The organism is Pseudolactococcus chungangensis CAU 28 = DSM 22330 (genome assembly GCF_002441885.1).
GTDB classification, from domain to species: Bacteria; Bacillota; Bacilli; order Lactobacillales; family Streptococcaceae; genus Pseudolactococcus; species Pseudolactococcus chungangensis.
The window spans coordinates 1-24297 of the sequence record NZ_JXJT01000007.1 but is presented as its reverse complement, the minus strand read 5'-3'; the positions used below and the strand labels follow the sequence as shown (position 1 = coordinate 24297).

The 24297-nt window shown below is 40.5% G+C and carries 20 protein-coding genes and 1 pseudogene; 4 read left to right on the top strand and 17 right to left on the bottom strand.

The features are described 5' to 3' along the window. Nucleotides 1–85: 85 nt before the first annotated feature. Together RR45_RS04435 and RR45_RS04430 are read right to left on the bottom strand one after the other, a co-directional pair. Nucleotides 86–742, bottom strand: a complete 657-nt coding sequence (locus RR45_RS04435; protein ID WP_031365235.1) for a thiamine diphosphokinase — start codon at nucleotides 740–742, stop codon at nucleotides 86–88. A gap of 63 nt (nucleotides 743–805) precedes the next feature. Then, a pseudogene (locus RR45_RS04430) lies at nucleotides 806–2778 on the bottom strand (NAD(P)/FAD-dependent oxidoreductase). Between the two features lie 146 nt (nucleotides 2779–2924). Here RR45_RS04430 and RR45_RS04425 point away from each other — a divergent pair. Next, nucleotides 2925–3170: an alpha-hydroxy-acid oxidizing protein gene (locus RR45_RS04425; protein ID WP_143188720.1), complete on the top strand. Its 246-nt coding sequence runs from the start codon at nucleotides 2925–2927 to the stop codon at nucleotides 3168–3170. On the opposite strand, the gene recQ is transcribed toward RR45_RS04425, so the two are convergent. Next, complete coding sequence (recQ, locus tag RR45_RS04420; protein WP_031365233.1) at nucleotides 3141–4940, bottom strand: DNA helicase RecQ; 1800 nt, start codon at nucleotides 4938–4940, stop codon at nucleotides 3141–3143. The genes RR45_RS04425 and recQ overlap by 30 nt on opposite strands. A gap of 146 nt (nucleotides 4941–5086) precedes the next feature. Between recQ and RR45_RS04415 the strand changes: the two genes are divergently transcribed. After that, nucleotides 5087–5437: an iron-sulfur cluster biosynthesis family protein gene (locus tag RR45_RS04415; RefSeq protein WP_031365232.1), complete on the top strand. Its 351-nt coding sequence runs from the start codon at nucleotides 5087–5089 to the stop codon at nucleotides 5435–5437. Nucleotides 5438–5500: 63 nt separating this feature from the next. Here RR45_RS04415 and leuS read toward each other — a convergent pair whose 3' ends face one another. The 11 genes from leuS to metG all read right to left on the bottom strand — a co-directional run bounded on the left by leuS (nucleotide 5501) and on the right by metG (nucleotide 19551). Then, a complete protein-coding gene (gene leuS, locus RR45_RS04410; protein WP_031365231.1) occupies nucleotides 5501–7996 on the bottom strand; it encodes a leucine--tRNA ligase in 2496 nt (831 codons plus the stop codon). An 87-nt stretch (nucleotides 7997–8083) separates the two neighbouring features. Further along, a complete protein-coding gene (locus RR45_RS04405; RefSeq protein ID WP_143188719.1) occupies nucleotides 8084–8830 on the bottom strand; it encodes a helix-turn-helix domain-containing protein in 747 nt (248 codons plus the stop codon). A 28-nt stretch (nucleotides 8831–8858) separates the two neighbouring features. Then, nucleotides 8859–9842 (bottom strand): ribose-phosphate diphosphokinase, encoded by a 984-nt coding sequence (locus RR45_RS04400; protein WP_031365229.1) that lies wholly within the window; start codon nucleotides 9840–9842, stop codon nucleotides 8859–8861. 196 nt (nucleotides 9843–10038) lie between these two features. Beyond that, nucleotides 10039–11247, bottom strand: a complete 1209-nt coding sequence (gene ftsY / locus RR45_RS04395; RefSeq protein WP_031365228.1) for a signal recognition particle-docking protein FtsY — start codon at nucleotides 11245–11247, stop codon at nucleotides 10039–10041. Continuing rightward, nucleotides 11248–12054, bottom strand: a complete 807-nt coding sequence (locus RR45_RS04390; RefSeq protein ID WP_031365227.1) for a Cof-type HAD-IIB family hydrolase — start codon at nucleotides 12052–12054, stop codon at nucleotides 11248–11250. It lies immediately after the preceding gene. 26 nt (nucleotides 12055–12080) lie between these two features. Beyond that, on the bottom strand, nucleotides 12081–15614 hold the full coding sequence (gene smc / locus RR45_RS04385) for a chromosome segregation protein SMC (protein WP_031365226.1): 3534 nt from the start codon (nucleotides 15612–15614) through the stop codon (nucleotides 12081–12083). Nucleotides 15615–15616: 2 nt separating this feature from the next. Continuing rightward, nucleotides 15617–16336, bottom strand: a complete 720-nt coding sequence (rnc, locus tag RR45_RS04380; RefSeq protein WP_072353480.1) for a ribonuclease III — start codon at nucleotides 16334–16336, stop codon at nucleotides 15617–15619. A 73-nt stretch (nucleotides 16337–16409) separates the two neighbouring features. Then, nucleotides 16410–16700, bottom strand: coding sequence for a hypothetical protein (locus RR45_RS04375; protein WP_031365224.1), 291 nt, complete (start codon nucleotides 16698–16700; stop codon nucleotides 16410–16412). After that, nucleotides 16700–17155, bottom strand: a complete 456-nt coding sequence (locus tag RR45_RS04370; RefSeq protein WP_031365223.1) for a GNAT family N-acetyltransferase — start codon at nucleotides 17153–17155, stop codon at nucleotides 16700–16702. The genes RR45_RS04375 and RR45_RS04370 overlap by 1 nt, the downstream gene beginning before the upstream one ends. A 45-nt stretch (nucleotides 17156–17200) precedes the next feature. Continuing rightward, nucleotides 17201–17536, bottom strand: coding sequence for a DUF1622 domain-containing protein (locus RR45_RS04365; RefSeq protein ID WP_031365222.1), 336 nt, complete (start codon nucleotides 17534–17536; stop codon nucleotides 17201–17203). A gap of 2 nt (nucleotides 17537–17538) precedes the next feature. Continuing rightward, nucleotides 17539–19551, bottom strand: coding sequence for a methionine--tRNA ligase (metG, locus tag RR45_RS04360; protein ID WP_031365221.1), 2013 nt, complete (start codon nucleotides 19549–19551; stop codon nucleotides 17539–17541). A 351-nt stretch (nucleotides 19552–19902) separates the two neighbouring features. Between metG and RR45_RS11175 the strand changes: the two genes are divergently transcribed. After that, entirely contained in the window at nucleotides 19903–20046 is a 144-nt protein-coding gene (locus tag RR45_RS11175; protein WP_167362564.1) for a hypothetical protein, read from the top strand. A gap of 309 nt (nucleotides 20047–20355) precedes the next feature. Further along, the gene (locus tag RR45_RS04355) at nucleotides 20356–21183 is read left to right on the top strand and encodes an exodeoxyribonuclease III (RefSeq protein ID WP_031365220.1); all 828 of its coding nucleotides are present in this window, start codon (nucleotides 20356–20358) and stop codon (nucleotides 21181–21183) included. Between the two features lie 185 nt (nucleotides 21184–21368). On the opposite strand, the gene RR45_RS04350 is transcribed toward RR45_RS04355, so the two are convergent. The 3 genes from RR45_RS04350 to RR45_RS11170 form a co-directional block, all read right to left on the bottom strand. Continuing rightward, nucleotides 21369–22421 (bottom strand): RNA-directed DNA polymerase, encoded by a 1053-nt coding sequence (locus RR45_RS04350; RefSeq protein ID WP_072353479.1) that lies wholly within the window; start codon nucleotides 22419–22421, stop codon nucleotides 21369–21371. Between the two features lie 772 nt (nucleotides 22422–23193). Then, on the bottom strand, nucleotides 23194–23619 hold the full coding sequence (locus RR45_RS04345) for a four helix bundle protein (protein WP_031365218.1): 426 nt from the start codon (nucleotides 23617–23619) through the stop codon (nucleotides 23194–23196). Between the two features lie 227 nt (nucleotides 23620–23846). Next, nucleotides 23847–24297: hypothetical protein (locus RR45_RS11170; RefSeq protein WP_179295324.1), on the bottom strand; the 451-nt coding region annotated here is incomplete at its 5' end.

Genomic DNA, 24297 nt, shown 5'->3' with positions numbered 1-24297 from the left:
CACCTCTATTTATAGTTTACAACTGTAAACTATAATTGTCAAGTTAAACTACTCGTTAAATTTAATAGTTGTTCTTTCGACTTACTCAATCCTTAGATTGAATCACCGCAACGATTCCTGTTTCGAAATCAATGGTAACAGGACGATCATCAACAAACTCATTTGAAGAAAGAGAAAAATTTGATGGAAAATCAGTCTTTGGCAAGTCGTACTTGGCTTGAATGATTGAAAAGCCTATCACGGGGGTTAAACTGGCAAAAGCCAAATAAGTCATCTGAGGAAGTTTGATTAACCTGTGCGTGCCTGGCCCTACAAATCTGATAACATTTTGTGCATCTAGCAGGGTAATTTTAGACAATAACTCAGAAAATCTAGTTTGCAAAACCAAATAAAATATCTGAATTTCATGGTCAAATCGACCACCCAATCCACCCAAAATTAAAATGTCAGTAGCATCTGGAAACTTTGCCATAGCAGCCAAAACAGCTAGCTCTAAATCTGTATCATCTTTTTCCGCAGGGGATTGCTGGACATCATCTGCATAAGCACAAACCGACTTATACTCTTCCAAATTCAAACTATCAAAATCGCCAATCGCAAGATGGACTGGAAAACCAGCCTGCATCAATTGATAGGCGCCACGATCAACACCGATAAAAAAAGTATCGGTGTTACCTGTGTATGCCTTAATTAAAGTATCGAAAGCTGTTGCAGGTCCCCCTGCTAAGATGACTATTTTCATAAGTTTCATTATATCAAAAAAACGTCCTAAGACGTTTAATTCTGAATGATTTGTACACTATTTTTATTTATACAAAGATTTAGATTTGCCATACCACCAATTAAAGAAATGTTTTTGTAGCCAAGGCTGGATCCACTTATCCAAGCCAAATGACCGGCCAGAACCATTCATGAGGGCGATAGCGACGAAGATAAACCAGATGTTGACCCAGTAGAACATCCCTGAGAGGGAGAACATAACAGTCAAGGCGGCCGTTGCTGCTGCTGCAATCCAGGTGAAAGCACCCACGATTAGGGCGAGTGCAAGCGCAATCTCAACAATTGACATGAATTTCTGCATGAAAAGTGCCACTTCTTTGTTGGGAATCATGAATTTAAAGATAGGTTCCAACCAGTTTGGCACTTTGTCGAGGACTGCCATTGGTTCATGACCATAAGAATAAGACAAACCAAATTCAGCGGCTGATTTTGCAGATTCAGCTGCACCGGATGTTGCCGCACCACTGGCTGCTGCTGTGGCATCGGCTGCTTTCGTTGCTGTCTCAGCCGCACCTGTCGAGGCTCCAGCTGCGGCATCGGCTGCGGTTGACGCTGTTTCTCTGAGCCATGCAAATGGAAAATGTAGATCATTTGTAAACCATGAGCCTTTACCAAACCAAGTTGTGGGATTCAAGAGTTTGCCGTCACCGACAACTTTGGTAGAGGCCTCTGTCAACCACACAAACCCATAAAAAATACGTAGAGGAACCGACCAGAGGACATTACCTAAACGAGAGGTATGTCCACGAAAAATGTTGCGCCCATTTGGTGTATGGAAAAATTCATTTTTCAGGTAAGTGAAGAAATACCAGAGGCTACCGATTTGCAAGGTATAAAGGATATAAATCAGGTGTTTGACAACCATGGCAAAGAAACCTGACAAATGCAGTTTACCCATGAGAGATGCGACGCCCCATTTAGAGCCCACTGATACCATCGTCCCTTGATATTTACCGACAAATTTGTGCTTGTCGCCACCTTTGATAGCTGCAATGATATTTTCAGAGGCGGTATGCGCTGTTTGCTCAGCAGCTTCAACGATTTGAGGTGTTGGACGACCAGTTGCCTCTTCAATAAAACCTGACACATCACCAGCCACATAAATGCCTTGATTTTCAAAACCTATTGCTTCCATATAGGCGTTGGCAGTCAAACGATGACCACGTTCGCTTTCAGAAAGACCATAAGCTGTAGCTTGCGTATTGCCTTGGACACCAGTTGTCCAAATCAGGGTATGCGTTGGGATATCCGCACGATCTTTGATCTTGATATGGTCAGCTGCAACTTCAGTAATGGCGTGATTTAAAAGAAGGTTAACATTTTTTTTGCCGAGATATTTGACTACTTTATCGGCATCAGAACGGTCCAAAGTATTTAGAATCGTTGGCATCATTTCAACGACATTGAGCGTGATTTCTGATTCATCAAGTTTATAGTCACGTGCTACGACTTGACGCCAATCGATAAGTTCACCGACCATTTCAATTCCGGTAAAGCCAGAACCCGCTACGACAAAATTAAGCAAAGCTTGCGTTTGGCATCGTCATGTTCAAGCGATGCTTGTTCAAGAACTGTTTCTAGATGACGTTTAATTTTAAGCGCATCTGCCATTGACCACAAGGTAAAGGCATTTTCTTTAACACCTGGCACGCCAAAGTCGTTTGGCTCGCCACCAATGGCTACGATGACATAATCAAAGTCTAAAACGCCACTCGCTTTTGTTGTGACTTTTTTTGCTACCTTATCTAATCCGATAACTTCATCTGTCAAAATTTGCACATTATGACGATGTGCAAATAATTTTTGCAAATCATATTGCGCATTGGTGAATGGTACACGGCCAGCCGCAACTTCGTGCAACTGCGTCATCATCGTATGATAGCTATGCTTGTCTATCAAGGTGATTTCTACTTCATTTTTTAGTTTTTTAGATAAAGTTTTAGCCGCCTTGACACCAGCAAAACCAGCACCAATCACGATAATTTTCTTCTTAGACATTGAACGTCTCCTAATATAATAAATTCTAATTTTTTTGTAAAAATCTACATTTTAATTATAGTCCATTTAGTCAGAAAAGTAAAATTAAAATGAGCTTACTTTTGAAGTTTTTGACAAATAAACGAATAAAAAATTGTAAATATTTAATGAGTCTTGTCCACCAAAACGCTGAACTTGATACAGTTCAAAGTGTTACGGATGCTGACATAATTTTTAGCTCATCAACTTATGGCAACGCAACCGTTGATGATGGCGTTAAAATTGCGTCTGGATTGCCTAAACTTTTTCAACTTTACATGAGTAAAGACGATAATTTCAACCGCTGTATTCTTGTCAAAGGCGTTCAATCTCCAAAAGACGTTTTAACCCACATAATTTTGAATAACAGATAGAAAAGCTTGACCAAATTGGTCGGCTTTTTTTTCGCCAATCCCTGAGACATTCAACATATCGTTTAAAGATAGTGGTTTGGCATCTGCCAAATTCATCAAAACTTGGTCTGAAAAGACCATGAAAGGTGGGATTGCCAATTCTTTGGCAAAGACTGTGCGTTGTTTTCGCAGTAATTCAAAGAGTTCACCACCGACTTCCCGTTTCGTCGAACGGGATTTCTCAAGTGTTTCTTTGACTTTAATTTCGCGCATGGTAACCGTCTGCTCGCCTTTTAGAATTCGAACACCTTTTTCAGAAATGCTGAGGCCATTATACTCGCCCGCAACATCCAAATATCCATCTGCTACCAAGTAATCAACAAAGCTATTGAGTTTTTTGATTGACCAGTCTGCCATGAGGCCATAAGTTGAAAGTGTGTCAAAGCCTGTCCAAAGCATTTTTTCGGGCAATTTACCGCGTAGCACATTTACGACTTGCGTCCGAGAATAGCTGCCTTCACGTAACTGACTCATCCTGACGATATTTGACAGTACCTTTTGGGCATCAATTGTCACATCAATTAACTCGCGGTCATCCGTGCAATTGGAACAGATACCACAATCTGCCATCTCTTCACCAAAGTACTGGATAATGTAGCGCTGTAAACACATTTGAGTGCTGGCGAAAGCTGTCATTTCTTGTAATTTAGCAAGTTCTTTGTGTCGATATGCGGTATCTTGGTTATCAGCCATGTCTATGAAAAAACGTTGCAGTTGAATATCACGCGCTGAATACAAGAGGACACTCTCACTAGGCAAACCATCTCGTCCTACACGACCAATCTCCTGATAATAAGCCTCAATAGCCCCCGGCATTGTCAAATGTATAACATAACGGACATTGGTTTTATTAATTCCCATACCGAAGGCATTGGTCGCGACGATGACTTGAAAATCATCATAGAGAAAGCCGTTTTGAGCTGATTCTCTAGCCTCATCTGACATGCCAGCGTGATAACGGCCAGCAGAAACACCCGATTGTTGCAATAATTCCCAAACTTCATCAACTTTCTTACGTGTTCCGGCATAGATAATACCAACATCAGCTGAATGATTTTTGACATAAGAGCGTACATACTTACGTTTTTCAGCGTCTGTCAGCCCTTTTTCGATTTTGATAGCGAGATTGGCTCTAGCAAATCCTGTCACAATCGTTTCTTCAATATTTAAAATACGAACCAAATCGGCTTGGACTTTTTCTGTCGCAGTCGCGGTCAGTGCCATGACATTAGGATGGTTACTTAAACCTTCGATTAAATCAACTGCTCTCAAATAAGCAGGTCTAAAATCATGCCCCCATTGGGACAAAACGTGTACCTCATCAATCACAACCAAATTCAAATTTAAAGACTGGATAAAGTTATAAAAATAAGCATCTTCTAGGCGTTCAGGTGCAACAAAGAAGATTTGATAAACGCCTTGTTTGATATCATAAGTACGATTTTTTATATCCTCAAAATCTAGCGAGCTATTGATCATAGTCGCTGAAACACCAGCCGCCACCAACTCATCAACCTGATTTTTCATCAATGAAATCAAAGGTGAGACAACCATCGTCAGACCTTCTGATAAAATCGCTGGTATTTGATAAGTCAGTGATTTCCCACCACCTGTAGGCATGATGCCGAGTGTTCGTTTACCAGATAGAACACTGTTAATAATCGCTTCTTGTCCATCTCGAAAACTTTCATAACCATAGATGGATTTTAATATATCGTGTACAGTTGTCATGTTTTAATTATAACAGAAAATCCATCATTTTCTGTTAGATACACATCACTGACATTCGACTTACTTCTGCTATTAAGATCAGAGTCAATCGCTTTCCTTTGTAAAAAAGAAAACAGAGCGGTATAATAACTATAGGAGGTAATCTCATGAAAATTACATTTGACGAACAAGTACTTGCTAGACTAACTGACTGGTCTGATGCCGATATTGTATTAGATTTTGATAATACAATTGGTGAAACAGGGCGTCCTGTAGAAGGATGTTCTATTGGTACCAATTATCGCTTGATTGCCATTGATAAAGGCACAGTGCCTGACATCTTTGACGTCGTGATTGCGTCAAACTTTGCGCCCCTACATTTTAAAAAATATGGTGAAATGTTCCTTGAAAACGACATGACTATCACTGAAAACACAGACAAACGTGTGCAACTCAAAGCTTCCGGTGAAGTGATTGACAGCAACGTTCAGATTTTAGATTACCGACAAGCTAAATAACTCGCTGACATCATGTCAAATAAAAATACCATCTGATTATTTTCAGACGGTATTTTTTTTGATTTAATTTGCGACAATGTTTACTAATTTATCAGGCACCGCAATCACTTTACGAACTGTTTTACCTGCGATTAAATCTTTTATCACATCATTTTCAAGGGCAATTTTTTCCAATTCGTCTTTTGAGGCACCTGTTGGTACCATGACTTTAGCTTTATTTTTGCCTAATACTTGAAGGACGATTTCAATTTCATCATCTTGAAGTTTACTGTCGTCAAATGTTGGCCAAGCGACATAAGAAATGCCTGCTTCACCAGTCAATGTTTGCCATAATTCTTCACCCAAATGCGGTGCGAATGGCGCTAATAACTGAATGAATCCTTTGGCATAATCAAGTGGCAATTCAGGTAATTTATTAGCAGCATTGACAAAGATCATCAACTGAGAAATCGCTGTGTTAAATTTCAAAGCATCCAAATGCTCAGTGACAAATTTAACTGTTTCGTTATAGACGCGATCTAATTTGCCATCGTTTTCAGCCGTAATCGTTTTTTCTGTGATTAAACGATAAACACGCTCTAGGAATTTATGTGACCCTTCAAGTCCTTCTGTTGACCAAGCAATACTGGCATCAAGTGGTCCCATGAACATTTCATAAAGGCGTAACGTATCCGCGCCGTATTGCTCAACGACATCATCCGGATTGATAACATTCTTCAACGATTTCGACATCTTAGCAGGGCCTTGCTCGAGCGCTTCACCATTTTCCAGATGATAGAACTTGCCATCACGCGCCTCAACCTTATCAGATGCCACAAGTGCACCACGACTATCGCGATAGCTTGTACCCAAAATCATCCCTTGGTTATAAAGTTTTTGGAACGGCTCTTTGGTTGGCACTATGCCAATGTCGTAGAGGAATTTATGCCAGAAACGCGCATAAAGCAAGTGAAGGACGGCATGCTCAGCACCACCGATATAGATGTCAACTGGTAGCCATTCTTTGAGAAGTTCTGGGTCAGCCAACTGCTCGCTGTTTTTCGGATCAATATAGCGTAGGAAATACCAGCTAGAACCCGCCCATTGTGGCATGGTGTTGGTCTCGCGACGTCCCTTAACACCATCTTCACGTGTGACTGATAACCAGTCTGTTAAGTTGGCAAGTGGTGACTCACCAGTCCCTGAAGGCTTAATGTCAGTTGTTTTTGGTAAAACAAGTGGTAAATCTTGTTCTGGCACAGCTGTCGATGTGCCATCTTCCCAATGGATAATTGGGATGGGTTCACCCCAGTAACGTTGGCGACTAAAGAGCCAGTCACGCAAGCGATAGGTCACTTTTTCTTGACCGAAGTGATGCGTTTCTAACCACTCAACCATTTTAGCAATGGCTTCTGACTTATCAAGACCATCTAAGAAGTCTGAGTTAATGTGCAAACCATCTTCTGTATAAGCCTCCTTTGTCACGTCACCACCAGCAATAACCGGAATGATTGGTAAATCGAAAGTTGTCGCAAAATCCCAGTCACGTTGGTCATGAGCTGGTACGGCCATGATGGCACCTGTCCCATAGCTTGCAAGGACATAGTCTGAAATCCAGATTGGGATTTCACGGCCATTGACTGGATTGATGGCATAAGCACCTGTCCAAACGCCTGTTTTTTCTTTAGCAAGGTCTGTTCTCGCCAAGTCAGATTTGAGGCTGGCTTGGTGTTGATATTCTTTAACAAACTCAGCTTGACCTGGACTTGCGATTTGGTTGACCAACTCGTGTTCTGGTGCTAAAACAGCATAAGTCGCACCGAAAAGTGTATCAGGACGTGTCGTAAAGACGGTGAAATCTTGGTCAAAGCCTTTGATTTTGAAATCAACATTAGCACCGACTGACTTACCAATCCAGTTGCGTTGCATATCTTTGACTGACTCTGGCCAGTCAACATCTTCAAGGTCATTTAAGAGACGTTCAGCATAGGCTGTAATTTTCAGCATCCATTGGCGCATCGGTTTGCGAACGACTGGATAGCCACCACGCTCTGAGGTGCCGTCAGGCAGGACTTCTTCATTTGAGATAGCAGTGCCTAGTTCTTCTACCCAGTTGACGGCAACTTCTGCCTCATAAGCCAAGCCTTTTTCATAGAGTTTGGTGAAAATCCACTGCGTCCATTTGTAGTAATCTGGATCCGTCGTGTTAATTTCGCGCTCCCAGTCATAAGAAAAACCAAGGGCATTGATTTGACGTTTAAAGGTCGCGATATTTTTCGCAGTGAACTCGGCAGGATCATTACCTGTATCCATGGCATATTGTTCAGCAGGCAGACCAAAAGCATCCCAGCCCATTGGGTGCAAGACATTGTAGCCTTGTGCCCGACGCATCCGGCTAAGAATATCCGTTGCCGTGTAACCCTCCGGATGCCCAACATGGAGCCCTGCCCCACTTGGATAAGGGAACATGTCTAGGGCATAGAATTTCGGTTTATTTTTATCCGTCCCCGTTTTGAAGGTCTGATTGTCAGCCCAAAAGGCTTGCCATTTTTTTTCTATTGCTTGATGGTTAAAGGTCATAATATTCTTTCTGTTGGTTAGTGTTAGTATGCTTTATTTTACGATAATTTCATCGTTTTTTCAACTTGATATCCAAGTCTGTACGACTCAAATCAGACTGTAAAGCAAGACCAAATCGCTCCCGCTTAATGTCAAGCCATACTGTCGTTCAAATTTCTTAATCTTTTGTGTCAGTGTATTACGGTGGATATACATAGCCTTGGCTGTTTTTAGCTGGTTGCCGTCATGTTGATAGAGCTGTGTGATTAAATCCTGCGCCTCTATGTCGGTCAAAAGCCCTTGCTTAATTTTGGTTAATGGCGGACTGGTGACTTGGGCGAGACCAGCTTTAATAAGCGATTCTGAAAAACTGAGGCCCTGATCAAAGTTGTTTTGCTCAGTCGGATAAAGCGTGCTGAGTTCCGTTTGATCTGCAAACAACCCCAAATAGTACTCACATTTCACCCCTAAATCCTGAGTTAGGGTCCCAAGAACTTGCTTAATTTCTCCCTCGCTCAGGCGTTCTGCTGACATTTTTTCAATGGCGATGCCGTAAGTGGATGAGATTTGTTTAACCCTCACGATACCTGGGAAAATCAGGGATAGATTTTCAGCGATTTCAGAAAAGTTTTGAGATTTGAACTGTATCACACGATAGGTGCCATGAGATAGGTGAGAAAAATCAAATTTGGGGGCTTGAAACAGGACATCATTAAATAGACTGATTTCCCGTTGTGTCAGTTCATTTTTCGCGATATGAAATGGCCTACCCTCGTTTTCAAAATTGAGGTCTGAGGCGTTTTCACTTATCCCTTTTTTAATCGGGAATAGTTTGGCTAATGTTTCTATCTTCATGACTTTACCAAAAAACGCCAACTGGCGTTTAGACTATATCTTCTGATTTGACACGCATCGCAAACAATGGTGACAAAGGACGATTTTCGTGAATTCTGACAATGGCATCAGCAATTAGCGCCGAGATTGAAATTTCAGTAATTTTTTCAGATTCGCGAATACTATCCGGTAACTCAATAGTGTCTGTGACAACTAATTTCGTAATTGCTGAATTTTCAATACGCTCAAGTGCTGGTCCTGACAAGACACCGTGTGTACAAGAGGCATAAATTTCAGTTGCGCCAAGTTCTTTAAGGGCGTTAGCTGCAAGTGTGATTGTCCCTGCTGTATCAATCATGTCATCAATGAGGACACATTTTTTACCTTTGACATCGCCGATAATATTCATAATTTCAGCAACATTGGCACGTGGCCGACGTTTGTCAATAATCGCAATCGGTGTTTTCAAGAAGTCAGCCAATTTACGTGCGCGTGTTACCCCACCATGGTCAGGCGAGACAACCACGACGTCACCATTAGCACCGGTCAAACCGAGACGATCAAAATAGTCTGCAATAAGTGGCGCACCCATGAGGTGGTCAACTGGAATATCGAAGAAACCTTGAATTTGTGACGCATGGAGGTCAATTGTCACTAAGCGGTCAACACCAGCTCTTTGGAGCATGTTTGCGACCAATTTTGATGTGATAGGTTCGCGTGGGCGTGCTTTGCGGTCTTGACGTGCATAGCCATAATAAGGCATGACAACATTAACCGAGCCAACAGAGGCACGTTTCAAAGCATCAACCATAATCAACAATTCCATCAAGTTTTCATTGACTGGACTAGAGGTTGATTGAATCAGAAAGACATGACTGCCACGAACTGACTCCTTAATATTGATTTGAATTTCACCGTCACTGAAAGTTTTAACATTGCATTTTCCGAGATCGAGTCCCATGTTTCTAGCGATTTTTTTAGCCAGTTCTTGGTTTGAGCTGAGTGCAAATAACTTCAGGTTTGCGTACGACATGTCTTCCTCCGAGATTTTGATACCTTGCCAAATGGTACAAGGCAATCGTTTGAGCACTTTTAAGCGTTCAATGACTGGCTTGTTAACCATGGCTAATAGGTATGAACTAGAATAATTTGAACACTATCCCACTATAGGATACTCTCCCATTTTACTATTTTTCAAGTGTTTTGTAAATGCTCCTGATAATACCAGGCTAAATAAGGTCTTGGAAAATCCCTTTGACAAATAGTGCCTCATCAAAGTCTTCCAAGTCTTGTATCCCCTCACCAAGTCCGACTAATTTAACAGGAATTTGTAAAATTTGTTGAATCGTTAAGATGATCCCACCTTTTGCTGAACCGTCAAGTTTTGTTAAGACAATGCCAGTCAATGGTGTGACGTTTGAAAATTCCTTAGCTTGAGAAATCGCATTTTGACCTGTTGTTGCGTCTAGGGCTAACAAGGTTTCATGTGGCGCATCTGGTAACTCACGCTTGATGATTTTACCCATTTTTTCAAGTTCTTTCATCAAGTTATCTTTATTTTGTAAACGACCAGCTGTATCAATCAGTAAAACATCAAATTGTTCAGTATTAGCACGTTTGACCGCATCAAAAACAACAGACGCTGGGTCAGAGTTTTCTTTACCAACAACAACATCAACACCACTACGACGTGCCCATTCGACCAATTGGTCTCTGGCCCCAGCACGGAAAGTATCAGCTGCCGCAAGCAAGACTTTTTTACCTTCATGCTTGTAACGGTTCGCCAGTTTACCAATCGTTGTTGTTTTCCCTACACCGTTGACCCCAACAAATAACATCACAGTTAGACCATCCTGAAGATTGAGCCGTGTATTCAGACCAGACTCTCCAAAATTATCGACCATTTTTTCAATGATGACACGTTTCACATCGTCTTTTGACTTGGCATTTTGAAGTTTAACTTCTCGCCGCAAATCATCTGTCAGCTGTGTTGCCACATCAACACCAACATCACTCATAATGAGCGTATCTTCTAAATCTTCGAAGAATGCTTCGTCAACAGAACGAAAATTCGCTAAAAATTCATTAAAACGGGCGCCAAATGACTTGCTCGTTTTTTTCAATGATTTTTCGTATTTCTCCTCGATTTGTTTTGGCGTTTCAGGCTCAATTTCAGGCTTGAGTTCAGCCTCAACTTTGACATCAGCCGTTTCTGCGACAACTTCTATCGTTTCAATTTCTTTTTCTGATACTGATTTAGGTTCAATTTCAATTTCAGATATTGGTTCACTGACAATTACAGACTTGGATTCTGGTGCAGTCTCAGCATCGGTTGTTGCTTCTTTTTCTGTTAAATCAAATTTGAAAATATCTGCTGATGCATTTTCTTCAATCTGTTCTGCAACTTTTTTACCAAAAATTTTATCAAATAAGCCCATTTAATCCTCCAATATATAAGTCTGAATTGCCCAAGCAACGCCATGTTCATCATTTGTAACTGGTGCGACAACATCTGCCAATGCTTTAACTTCAGGGGTTGCATTCTTCATCGCAATACCAAGCCCTGCCCATTCTAGCATAGCCAAATCGTTTTCCTCATCTCCCATTGCCATAACAGCCGTTTGATCAATACCTAAAATGGTTGTTAGCTTGTCAAGACCGAAAGACTTAACCACGCCCTTAGGCATGATTTCTAGCAGAATATCCCGAGACTTGAAAATCTCATACTTTTCCTTTAAAGCGACTGGAATTTGAGGAATTTGTTGGTCCAGAAAGTCCGCATTAATCGCGCTGACAGCCTTATTAAAGATAATATCCCGAGGTATCATATCAAATGGCCCTTCGAAAAAATCGAGAAAAGGACTGAAACTCTGGTAAAGTGAGTTAGGGTTAGTTTCATAAGCGATACCCTCAGAAATGACATCAAGTGGCAAGTCAAGTTGCGCAAGTACCTCGTGAATCTCTACTAAATCATCATAAGAAAAAGTTTTCTTCGACAAAATCTCCCCGTTATTACGCTGAACCAAGCCACCGTTAAAGGTAATCGAGTATTCTGATGCCACGAGTAAATCTAGCTCAGTCAAAATATGCTCAATCGCTTTTAATGGTCGACCAGTTGTAATCACGACATGAACACCTGCTGCTTGTGCTTGTTTAATGGCAACTCTATTTTCAGCAGAAATCTGCTTGTCGTGCGTTAATAAGGTCCCATCTAAATCTAGTGCTAACAATTTTATTTTTGACATTTTAAAGGGCCTCTTTCTTATTTTTATTATTTATCTGTTGCCACAAAATCTTTTAGCTTAACTGAAACAATCTTCGAGACGCCACCTTCCTGCATGGTTACACCATACATCGCTTTAGCCGCCTTCATTGTCCCTTTTCTGTGGGTCACAACGATAAACTGACTGCTTTCATCGAAACGCGTCATATAATCTCCAAAACGTTTAACATTCGCCTCATCTAACGCAGCCTCAACTTCGTCAAGGACGACGAATGGTACTGTCCGAACACGTATAATGGCGAACAGCAAGGCAAGCGCCGTTAGGGATTTTTCGCCCCCACTCATGAGGTTGAGACTGGCAAGTTTTTTACCGGGTGGCTGAACAGCAATCTCAATCCCAGCATCTAATAAATTCTCAGACGTTAAAATCAGGTCAGCCTGACCACCACCAAACATTTGCGTGAAAGTCTTTTGAAACGATTCTCTGATTGCCTCGAAAGTTGATTTAAAGCGAACCTTTACCTCGTCATCCATATCACTGATTGTTGTTTCCAGCAAATCCTTGGCTTTAAGCAAATCTTCTTTTTGCGTATTGAGAAACTCACGGCGTTCATTAACTTCATCAAATTGTTCAATTGCTCCTAGATTAATTGGCCCGAGTTTTCTGATTTGCACTTCTAAGGCTTGCAACTGACGTTCACTTTCTGGCAGACTAACTAAGTCTTCTGCTTGTTTCTGCGCAGCATCAAAACTCATTTGATAGTCATTAACCAGTTTGTTTTGACGACTTCTCAATTTGTTTTCAGACGTTTCAAGTGACAATTCCAGTCTTGTTTTCTGAGCTAATTGGTCTTGACGTTGCTTAATATTCACCGCATTTACATCATCCAAATCTTCGATTTGGGCAGTCAAATCTTCGCGCTCGAAACGTAGACTGACGAGTTTCATATTAGCTGCCTCTAGTTTGTCCGCAACTTGGGTGAGATTAGATGTCAAACTTTTGAGACGCGTCTCATCATTTAAATCTGATGCATTGGTCTCATTTTGTCTGGTTAAGGCTTCAACCTCAGCGTCCAATGTGCCTTTCTCAACAGTTAACCGTTTGATTTCACCTGTCGTATGCCGAACATCGGATGTGATTTCAGAAAATTTCAGTTGACTATCTTGCAACTCTCGACGCAAGTTCTCCGTCAGTGCTTTGACTTGTGATTGACTACTTTTCACTTCGGAAATATCGGTGTTAATCTGTGTTTTCTTATCTTGAATCGTAGCAAGAGCAGACTGATGCGCGTCATTTTCAAGCGTAAGCTTGTCAATAAGGGATTGCTCATCAGACGCATTGGATAAGGCCAAACGACTTTCTAAATCTTGCTTACTTTCCAAGAGTGCTTGCGCTTTTAAGCTGTATTCTTGACTTTCTAACCTTGCTGCTTCACCTTTTTGACGTAAGTCGGCTAAAGTCGTGGTCAAGGCTGTTTTTTGATGTTGTAAGTCTTGTAAGTCTTTTTCAAAACCGCGAACAGTCTGGTCCAAAGCTGCAACTTTTTGTGTCAAATCATCAATTTCGACATTGGTAAAAGTCGTCGAGTTTTTCTTATTTGCACCACCTGAGAAAGATCCACCAGGTCTAATTTCTGTGCCATCTAGGGCAACGATCCGGACTGTAAAATTCAATGCACGGGCAATTTTTGTCGCATGATCATTCGTATCAACAATAAGAATACTCCCTAATAAATTTGAAATTGCTGGTGCAATTTTTTCATCATAGGTGACTAAGTTTTCTGCTGTATCAATGAAACCTGGCATATTGGCAACCTGATTCGTTTTGCCAAAATGACGCGGTTTAATTGTCGTCAAGGGTAGGAAGGTCGCACGTCCTAAGCGTTGTGCTCTTAGGAAATTAATGGCTGATTTCGCGGATTGCTCATCTGAAACGATAATATTTTGAGCGCCCCCTGCCAACGCAATATCCATAGCCGTGGCATACTGCTTATCAAAACTCACCAAATCAGCCACTGCACCAATTATCCCCGGCAACTTATCAGAGGCTTGTAAGACGGCTTTAACACCTTGATAGAAATTAGCATGACTAGCCCGGATATTTTCCAGACTCGTTAAACGTGCCTTACCTTTATTCAGCTCATCCATAGCCGAAAACAAATGATTCTGTGTCTGACTAATATCTGCTTCTAACTTTTTGAATTGCGTATCTGCTGTACTGTACTGGCTTAAAAGCTGGTCTAACTCTAGTTTCAGGGTTTCCGAGCGTTGGTTTGTTGCCGCTAACTCTACTTTTAAGCTATCATATTTTTCAGATAATGCTTGATTTTCATCAGACTTGCTGGCAGCATTCGCTCTGATATTATCTAACTCTGATGTGTTTTTGGTAATGGCATTAGAGAGCTGAGCTTCTTGGTTTACTAAGTCCACAAATGCCGCTCGCAAACGCTCAATGACATCATCTGGATTTTCAGAAAAATTATTTAATTTACCTTGTAGAGTTTGAATCTGCATTTCCAAATCATCTTTTAAGACTTGTTTTTTTTCAAGTTTATCCGTTAAACTTGTCAGGTTTTCAGAAATCTCAGCTACTTTATTTGTGAGATTTGCGATGCGTGCCTCACGTTCTGCCGCAGACTTTTGGGACATCTGAGCTTGACTGTGAAAAATATCAATTTTGGACTGAAAATCAGACTTTGCTGTTGTGAATTGTAAAATCTCAGTCTGTAATTTTTCTTGTTCTGATTCAACAGCTGAACGTTGTTGTTTTAATTTAAGCACATCTCGCTCAAAGACTTCCTGTGCTGCATCAAGCTGAGCTAAGGTCTGCTGCACTTCTTTAAATTGCGCTTGCGCACTTTCATAGCTAACTTTTTCAGCAATGATTTGTGCGACTAAAACAGATATTTCAAGTGTCGCACGTTTCTCATCGAATTCACGGAATTTAAGTGCGACATCACGTTGCGCACGCAAGGGCGTTAGCTGACCATCTAACTCATAGATAATATCGTCTAAGCGGTCCATGTTTTCTTGTGTCGCTGATAATTTAGATTCTGTTTCTTTCTTACGATTTTTGTACTTTAAAACACCCGCGGCTTCTTCAAAAATGGCGCGACGTTCTTCTGGTTTGCTGTTAAAAATCGACTCTATCTTCCCTTGGGAAATGATTGAAAAGCTATCACGACCAAGACCGGTATCCGTGAACAATTCATGAACATCTTTCAATCGGACTTTTTTGCCGTTAATCAAAAACTCGCTATCACCATTACGATATAGCCGACGTGTAATGACAACTGTTGCCTCACTTGGTAGATAACTGTCGGCATTATCAAAGGTGACAATGACTTCTGCATAGTTGAGCGCACGGCGTTTTTGCGTGCCTGCAAAAATAATATCTGGCATTTTAGCGCCACGGAGACTTTTAGCAGACTGCTCGCCCAATGCCCAACGTAAACTCTCGGTAACATTTGACTTACCCGAACCATTTGGCCCGACAATCGCTGTCACACCCGTATCAAAAGTAATTTTTGTCCGATCAGCAAAAGATTTAAAACCGACCATTTCGATTTGTTTCAAATACATGCCTAGTTACCCTTTTGTTGATTTTTCTGTTTTAAGAAAGCTGAACGTGCCGCATCTTGCTCCGCAATTTTCTTAGATTTTCCTTTGCCGCGACCAATAGCGCGTCCCTCAAATACCACATCCACCTCAAAAACAGGCGCATGCACCGGACCACTTTTCCCAACGACGATATATTCAAGTGGAATTTTATTGTTTTTATCAATTTGGCCTGCTGTATAAAAAATCTCTTGTAAGGCAGATTTATAGTCCGTGACTTTATCATAAGACCCATTTTCAATCTCAGGAATCATCACATCATAAATAAATTTTTTAACTGCAGCCAAATCTTTATCCATCAATAAGGCACCTAGAAAAGCCTCAAATAAATTTTCCAGATTGGCATCATTTTCACGACCACCACCTTTTTCTTCACCATTCCCGAGTTTCAAATACTGATCAAACCCTAGTTTACGCGAAAAGTCCGCAAGAGACTCCCTGCGAACGATTGAAATTTTCTTTTCAGTTAAAATACCCTCACGCTCATGCGGATAGGCTTTGTAGAGATATTCAACAACGATAAACCCTAGCGCTGCATCCCCTAAAAATTCTAAGCGTTCATTATGAAAGACACTCGAATTTTTATGCTCAAAATAATAAGATTTATGTGTAAAAGCTTCTTCTAATAGCTCAGGCTTATCAAAACTAATCTGAAACGCTCTTAATTTTTCTTGTAAAGTTTCCATTGTCTCCATTATACCAAAAAGTACCGATTTTCGCACTTTCTCACCAATCAGACCTAATCATGATATTCTGAATTTATCTTAAGACCCTGTCCTCATAAAAATCATGCGCCTCGATTAACCATGGAGGCATCACCAATAAATCACTATGATATAAATAATTGATAAAGAATTGAGCCATCGCATCCTCATCCAAATCAAACCGTTTTGCAAGCTTTTTCGCCTCATTAGCAACATTTAATAAATGCCGCCACAAATAGGCATGTGTCGCTTGATTTGCAGTACAAACGCGCTTGACATCTTCAAGAATATCACCCGTCATCGGCACATTAAAATAGTGAGCTTTCACGTCATCATATAAAGTCATTATCCTAGCCTCATCACCACTTGATTGCGCAATAGCTCACCGCTCTCATAAATCGGCTCAGCATAATGCGTCACAAAATAATCCTTAATCACGTCAACAATTTCAAATCCGACGGATTCATATAAACCAATCGCATCGACCGTCAAGTCTCCCGTTCTTATCCAAATCACAGCTTGAGCGTCACGTGATTGAATAGTCGTAAGCGCATCAGTCATCAAGGCTCTGCCGATACCTTGCCTAAAGTGGGCTGGATCAACAGACACATTCATAATTTCATAGTGATGGTTTTCTGACAATGGCATCAGCACTAACACGCCTAATATAGCCTGCTCACCATTTTCAGCAACAAACACACGAGACTTTGACATATAAGCCTCGACAATCGCACGATCTGGGTCAGCGTTTAATAATAGTGTCCACGGTAGGGACTCACCCCGTTTCAATTCTCTTATCATCTTGTGAAATACCAAAATAAGGAGTCTCCTCCTTATTCCTTCTTATCAATTCTTTTCTGTTTCCTGATCAATTTCCTTACCTAAAAAATAAGAAATGACTGTGCGAATCACGACCAAAGCTGCAAGTTTACCAATGTCCTCAAAAGTTGGTTTAATAATACTTTCAACGATATCTGCTGCAATCAAAACTTCTAAGGAGAATAAAACGTAAGCCCCAAGGTCATTTTTGATTGTGCGCAAAACACTCGCCTTATCAGCATGACTCACCTCATTTTTGATAAATTTGACTGTTGCCTTGACGACGCCACAAATCAAGACCAAAACGGCTACGATATTCATGACCAGAATCAGCAACTCACAGATTTCAGTAGTTATCGCCATTTTTAACCTACAACACTACCGTTAGCAACTTCTGGTGAAACTGTCAATAATGTCAATTGATCATCTGATTCAGCTGATAAAATCATCCCTTGTGACAGCAAGCCCATCATCTTACGCGGTTTCAAATTCGCAACAATTTGCAATTTCAGACCGACCAATTCTTCAGGATTTGGATAGAATTTTGCAATACCAGACAAGATTTGACGGTGACCTTCATCGCCCGCATCCAATTCGAATTTTAAGAGTTTGTCAGAGCCTTCAACTTTTTCAACAGCGATGACTTCTGCTACTTTAATTTCAATTTTTTCAAAATCATCAAATTTAATGGCTTTTTTATCAGAGACTAAAGTCGTTTCTGTTGGGTCGAATTCAGTTGTTTCAACTGCTGAAGATGTTGCTTGCATTTGTGCTTTAATATAAGCAACTTCTTCTTCCGCATCTAAACGTGGGAAGATTGGCTCACCTTTGCTGACAACTGGTGCAACAAATTCATAACCAAAAGCTAAATTTGTTAATTGTGATTCTGCTGAGTCAAGACCGAGTTGTCCAAAAATAGCTTGAGATGTTGTGCGCATGAAAGGTTGTAACAAGACAGCAACGATGCGTAAACTTTCAGCTAAGTGATACATAACACTATTTAACTCAGCTGATTTGCTCTCATCTTTAGCTAAAATCCAAGGTGTTGTCTCATCAATATATTTATTAGAACGTGAAATAATCGTCCAGATTTCATTGAGCGCAACATTGAACTCCATCTTATTCATTGAGGTATGGTAGTTCTCAATAGCTGTTTCAATCACTGATTGCAGTTTACCGTCAAAGGCTGTCTGTGTTTCTGGTGTCTGGATTTGACCCGCTTGATATTTATTAATCATGGCAACCGTCCGATTAAGGAGATTCCCTAGGTCATTTGCCAAGTCATAATTGACACGGTTAACAAAATCTTCCGGTGTGAAAATACCATCACTACCAAACGGTACAGCACGCATGAGATAATAACGTAAAGCATCGAGACCGTAACGCTCTACTAACATTTCTGGATAAACGACATTGCCCTTAGATTTAGACATTTTGCCATCTTTCATGAGCAACCAACCGTGTCCGAAAACTTGCTTAGGCAATGGCAAACCAAGTGCCATCAGCATAATTGGCCAATAGATGGTGTGGAAACGAACGATTTCTTTACCAACCATATGAACATTGGCTGGCCAGAATTTGTCGAAATTCGTCGTATCATCGCTACCATAGCCAAGTGCTGTGATATAGTTGGCAAGCGCATCAAACCAAACATAAACGACGTGTTTAGGATTTGATTTAACTGGCACACCCCAAGTGAAAGTTGTTCGTGACAATGACAAGTCTTCTAAACCTGGTTTGATGAAGTTGTTAATCATTTCATTTTTACGTGATTCGGGTTGGATGAAGTCAGGATGCGATTCATAGTAAGCCAACAAACGGTCAGCATACTTACTCATCCGGAAGAAATAAGATTCTTCTTTAACACGCTCAACTTCATGTCCACTTGGCGCTTTACCGCCAATCATCACCCCATTTTCATCACGATAAACTTCAGCAAGTTGAGATTCAGTGAAATACTCTTCATCAGAAACAGAATACCAACCATCATATTCACCAAGATAGATGTCGTCTTGCGCAATCAAACGTTCAAACATATCTGCAATGGCTTTTTCGTGGTAATCATCTGTTGTCCGAATAAATTTATCGTAAGAAATATCAAGCGTTGCCCACAATTTCTTTATGTCAGCAGCCATGCCATCAACATAGGTTTGAGGTGAGATACCGAGTTCATTCGCTTTTTGTTCGATTTTCAGACCATGCTCATCTGTTCCGGTCAAATAAAAAACGTCAAAATCCATTAAACGTTTGTAACGTGCCAGCACGTCACAAGCAATCGTTGTATAAGAATTACCGATATGTAATTTACCAGAAGGATAGTAAATTGGTGTGGTAATATAAAAAGTTTCTTTTGAAGTCGTTGCATTAGTGTCAGTCAATGTATAGTCCTCTTTCAAGACGTCAGATGAGACGCCGTAATCATTACTATTATACCATATTTTGATGTAATAGCATTACTGCAATTTTTTGTAATGAGCTGTTAGTCAACAAAATGTTAACACAAGCTAGTTTGTTTCAAATCATGAGCCGGATACCTTATAATATAAGGATTTTGACGCACTATATAGCAAACCAAGTCAACAGAATGTTGATTTACAGATCACAAAATTTTGCTAAACTTAATTTATAGAGTTGGCCGACTTTAGAATGGCTATTCAATAAGATGAAACCAATCATCTTCTCTTAGATTGCCAGAAATACAATCTAACAAAGTCATCAGGAGGAATACTATGACAAACGAAAATTCATTGGACAACATCGTAGCACTTGATAAGATTTCAACACGTTCAGAAGATGAGATGATAGCAATTGAAGGTGGGAAATACTACGGAAATGCCTTATACGTTAATAAAAAACAAGAACAATTTAGGTAAACTGGGGACAAACTGCAACAAGTATAGCAAATAATACTGAAGCAAATCCTTGACTGGTGGTTCAGCTTTCTGGAATAATAGATATTAAGTAATCCCCTCCTTTACTTTAAGTCGCCTGTCTCATAGTCGATACGGATATTGACTACAAAGAACAGTAAATGAGAGATACTATACTCAAATACCTAAACAATAAATCTTAAAGATTAGAAAAGAACAACAAGCCATTTGCTGTTTTTAGCGATTCCTATTGTGATCAAGGGCTTTTCCCCTTAAATACACCAGATTTCTGGTATAATAAAACCTATGAAAATGAAATTTATCTCTTGGAATATTGATTCCCTAAACGCTGCCTTGACCAGCGATTCCCCACGTGCCCAACTCTCGCAAGCTGTCCTAACAAACCTCGCAGACCTGAACGCAGATGTCATCGCCCTTCAAGAAACCAAACTATCTGCCAAAGGCCCAACCAAAAAGCACTTAAAAATCCTAGCTGAGCGGTTCCCTGGTTATGCCATCGCATGGCGTTCATCCGTTGAGCCTGCTCGCAAAGGCTATGCTGGGACAATGTTTCTCTACAAACAAGAGTTGTCTGTCACCATTGAAACGCCAGAAATCGGTGCGCCTTCGACAATGGACAGTGAAGGTCGCATTATTTCCTTAGAATTTGATAATTTCTACCTGACCCAAGTCTATACGCCCAATGCAGGTGATGGCTTGAAACGCCTAGCAGAACGCCAAATTTGGGATGAGAAATACCGAGATTACCTCCTTGAACTTGACGCAAAAAAACCAGTCATTGCGACAGGTGACTATAATGTCGCTCACTTCGAAATTGACTTGGCACATCCTAATAATAATCGCAATTCACCTGGTTTTACAGATGAAGAACGTCAAGGTTTTACAAATTTACTAGCAGCAGGATTTACGGATACTTTCCGACATGTCCATGGACAAATCCCAAATGTTTATTCTTGGTGGGCACAACGCTCTAAAACAAGTAAAATCAACAACGCAGGGTGGCGGATTGACTATTTCATCACCTCAGATCGTATTGCTGAGCATATCAGTGCATCTGACATGATTGACTCCGGTGCCAGACAAGACCACACCCCTATCTTGCTTGAAATCGACCTATAAGCTTTCATCATGTCTACGCCCCACATTGATAGCCTTTGAAAGGCTGTCAATGTGGGGTTTTTGATGCCATATGCCGAAGTTAGCCAAGATTTCAAAATTAGCCTGACTGAGTATATCGCGTACAACTTCTTGTTCCAACTTGTATAAAAAACCAGTCACTTCAATTAGTGACTGGTGTACATCTATTACCTATCCATACTTTTATTTTTCCCTAAACGCCAACAAAGTCGCCTATTTTTCTGTCGTAAACGATAGGTCGTCCCGTACTTGAGATGCCCCTGATAGCTCATCAAAGTACTTTGAAGCTGCTCAAATTTGATAGTACCACTTTCATAGTCTCTTAAAACCTGTTTAACTCGTTTATTCATTCGGATTTTTGACTGTCCTCTTAATCGACGAATGACTTTTCCTGTCTCACTCAGGGAAAAACGAAATCCTAAATATGTCACACCATTTGAAAGTTTGGTGAGTTGTGTTTTGGGATTTAAGGTTAATTTTTCTTTTTCTAGTTCCTGCTTGATTTCTGACCAAACCTGTCTTAAAACTTGTTTGCTCTGATGTATCATGACAAAGTCATCCATATAGCGACTATAATGAAGTAGGCGTTTCTCTTCTTTTAAGAAGCGATCTAGCCAATCAAGATAAAAAATAGCAAACCATTGACTGGTCTGATTTCCCAAAGGAAGACCCACTCCTTCCTTTCCTACCGTATGATAACTGTCAATAATCATATCTAAAAGCGCTAGAATACGTCTATCTTTAATAACACGTGTCAGTTTTTTCTTGAGCACCGCATGATTGATAGAGTCAAAGTATTTATGAATGTCACATTTTAGGATATACCCTGATTGACCATGTCTTTTATAATGCTGAACCATAAAATGTGTGAAACGTTTGAGGGCAAAATGTGTCCCTTTGCCTTTCTGACAAGCAGCATTATCATAAATCAGACGCTTGCTGACGAGAGGCTCTAAAATTTCATCACAGATACCATGTAATAAAACACGCGTTTCATAGTTCGTCGCATAGATGTCTCTCACTTTTGGGTCATAAACCTTAAAATGATAGTACTTTATCCGCTTTAGTCTACCTGTTTCAAGTTTCTTTTGAAGTTTGATCAAATTTTCCATGGCGTGCAAGTCATAACGAATGACTTCACCTTTATGACGTTGTCCTTTACGTGCCCTTAAATGTGCTTGATATAGAGCAGATAAAGAGGTAAGCTGTTCAAAATTCATTTTTCTCCATTGCTAAGCCATTTTAGCATGATTATACTAAGGTATCTAAAAAAGGAACACGATTTTTGAGATGATTTTTGTCAGTTATTCAACGGCTAAGTGGTAATCCAGCGACTAAGATTTTTTTCAAAAATCAAGTCTACTGTATATCGCATGGCACGTAATGCGCTAAAGCGAAAAGTGCCAATGCTAAAGCGCAAAGATAATTGAAAGCATCGCTTCCAAGCGATGGATAAAGGTAACAAAGATGCCATCAGTTAATCGACAAAATGGCGAAAATCAGCCCAAAATGTTTTCTTTTTTAGGTATTTGAGTATCACTATATCAGTATGAAACAAGTGCTTTCGACGGCACTTGTTCCCAGGGAATTCGATAGCATTTTGTAGACTGGGTATAGATTTCACACCGGATGCCTTTAAACACATTCACATGTGCGTAAAGATATCAGCCCACTATTTTTTACAGATTTTGCAATCTGTCGGACGAAGTCTGTCTTGCCCTATTGTCTCCCTAAACGTAGGAAAAGACAGACTTCACACACATTCCTTTACCTTGACTCTGACAAAACGATTTGAATACACCATGCGCCTCGTTTTGTTCCACATTATAAGGTCAATCGGGACGAACCGGCAAGCTGTTGTTCACATTATTGTTGTTGTTGAAGTTGCCATTGTTGACCGCGCCCGCATTATAATAGTTGTTGCCGGCCGACCGAATCCAAAAACTCGCGACGATGTCCGCCTAGTGTCAATGTGTGACCGTTTCAAAAGAATCATGATAGGGAGGCATAAATTTTCTGATAGCGACTTCGATCACTTTTAATCCAAGCTTGTAAATACTGAATACAGATGATTCCTTGCTTATTAATTTGTGTAGCGTGTTTAAAGGTTATCGCCTGATATTTTTGTGCCTCCATACTAAAGTAGTTGAGTGCTTGGAGCTTACTTAACGCCTGGTGCTGATAGCTCAGACGTTTTTCAGCGGTGGTTGTGATATTCGCCTTAGTGACATAGATATTGTTGGCTAAGAGCATCAGCTCAACAACGTCCATGGTCAAATTTTGTAACCGAGTAATAAAGGTGAAACGATATTGTTTGGGTGAATTTTGTGTAACGCGTAAGACATAGCTCATCAGATCATTGCCATACGTCAGTACCTTAAGTGGGCTATCACCCGGATGGTGTGTTTTTAACCCCAACTTTCTCTCCTCTTCAAGATATTAATACGACTGCTTAATTGTCTTTTTTTGATTTCGCTTCTCCAAATTCCTCTCACTTTTACGCCCTAGTCCGATTGATTCCAGACTTTAAACTTTCTTGCTCAAACGAATAAGAGAGTTACTTTATTTTGGCAAAACATCTGATTCAAATGCTTGCCCCCACTGCCTTTTCGGCAGTGAGATATGAGATGATAGATGCTAGATTGTTAACTTAATTGGATTGCTAAAGCGGGACGAACCGGCAGGCCGTAGTTCACATCACCGTTGAAGAAGCTGCCACTGAGGACCGCGCCCGCAGCATAAAAGTCGTAGCCGGCCGACCGAAGCCAAAAGTAAGGGTAGTTGGCATCAATAGCTGTAAAGTCTAACAAAGTACTGTAATAACCAGTGTCACTTTGGTTGGCATTCGAGTTCCAATTCAGATTATCATCATAAAACGTGCTTTTATCCAGACTTTGGATATCGCCATAGCTTAAAGCAAAGGCTTGTTGTTTTAGAACTGTTAACGGTGCCAAAGAGGTTGGAAAACGGTTATCTGTATAGTAAGACTGCCAATCTTGCCAGTACCAGTTATCGTAAGCTAATGGAAGATTGCTATCATATTGGTTAAACAAGATATTATCGCTATAACGTGACCAATTCGGTAAATCTAAATCA

Bases quoted from the DNA above. Each gene is read 5' to 3' on its own strand.
- leuS (WP_031365231.1), bottom strand. From the start codon at position 7,996: ATGACCTTTAACCATCAAGCAATAGAAAAAAAATGGCAAGCCTTTTGG.
- smc (WP_031365226.1), bottom strand. From the start codon at position 15,614: ATGTATTTGAAACAAATCGAAATGGTCGGTTTTAAATCTTTTGCTGAT.
- RR45_RS04390 (WP_031365227.1), bottom strand. From the start codon at position 12,054: ATGTCAAAAATAAAATTGTTAGCACTAGATTTAGATGGGACCTTATTA.
- rnc (WP_072353480.1), bottom strand. From the start codon at position 16,336: ATGGAAACTTTACAAGAAAAATTAAGAGCGTTTCAGATTAGTTTTGAT.
- RR45_RS04405 (WP_143188719.1), bottom strand. From the start codon at position 8,830: ATGAAGATAGAAACATTAGCCAAACTATTCCCGATTAAAAAAGGGATA.
- RR45_RS04350 (WP_072353479.1), bottom strand. From the start codon at position 22,421: ATGAATTTTGAACAGCTTACCTCTTTATCTGCTCTATATCAAGCACAT.
- RR45_RS04400 (WP_031365229.1), bottom strand. From the start codon at position 9,842: ATGTCGTACGCAAACCTGAAGTTATTTGCACTCAGCTCAAACCAAGAA.
- RR45_RS11175 (WP_167362564.1), top strand. From the start codon at position 19,903: ATGACAAACGAAAATTCATTGGACAACATCGTAGCACTTGATAAGATT.
- RR45_RS04365 (WP_031365222.1), bottom strand. From the start codon at position 17,536: ATGGCGATAACTACTGAAATCTGTGAGTTGCTGATTCTGGTCATGAAT.
- RR45_RS04375 (WP_031365224.1), bottom strand. From the start codon at position 16,700: ATGACTTTATATGATGACGTGAAAGCTCACTATTTTAATGTGCCGATG.
- RR45_RS04355 (WP_031365220.1), top strand. From the start codon at position 20,356: ATGAAATTTATCTCTTGGAATATTGATTCCCTAAACGCTGCCTTGACC.
- RR45_RS04435 (WP_031365235.1), bottom strand. From the start codon at position 742: ATGAAAATAGTCATCTTAGCAGGGGGACCTGCAACAGCTTTCGATACT.
- RR45_RS04425 (WP_143188720.1), top strand. From the start codon at position 2,925: ATGAGTCTTGTCCACCAAAACGCTGAACTTGATACAGTTCAAAGTGTT.
- RR45_RS04415 (WP_031365232.1), top strand. From the start codon at position 5,087: ATGAAAATTACATTTGACGAACAAGTACTTGCTAGACTAACTGACTGG.
- ftsY (WP_031365228.1), bottom strand. From the start codon at position 11,247: ATGGGCTTATTTGATAAAATTTTTGGTAAAAAAGTTGCAGAACAGATT.
- recQ (WP_031365233.1), bottom strand. From the start codon at position 4,940: ATGACAACTGTACACGATATATTAAAATCCATCTATGGTTATGAAAGT.
- RR45_RS04370 (WP_031365223.1), bottom strand. From the start codon at position 17,155: ATGATAAGAGAATTGAAACGGGGTGAGTCCCTACCGTGGACACTATTA.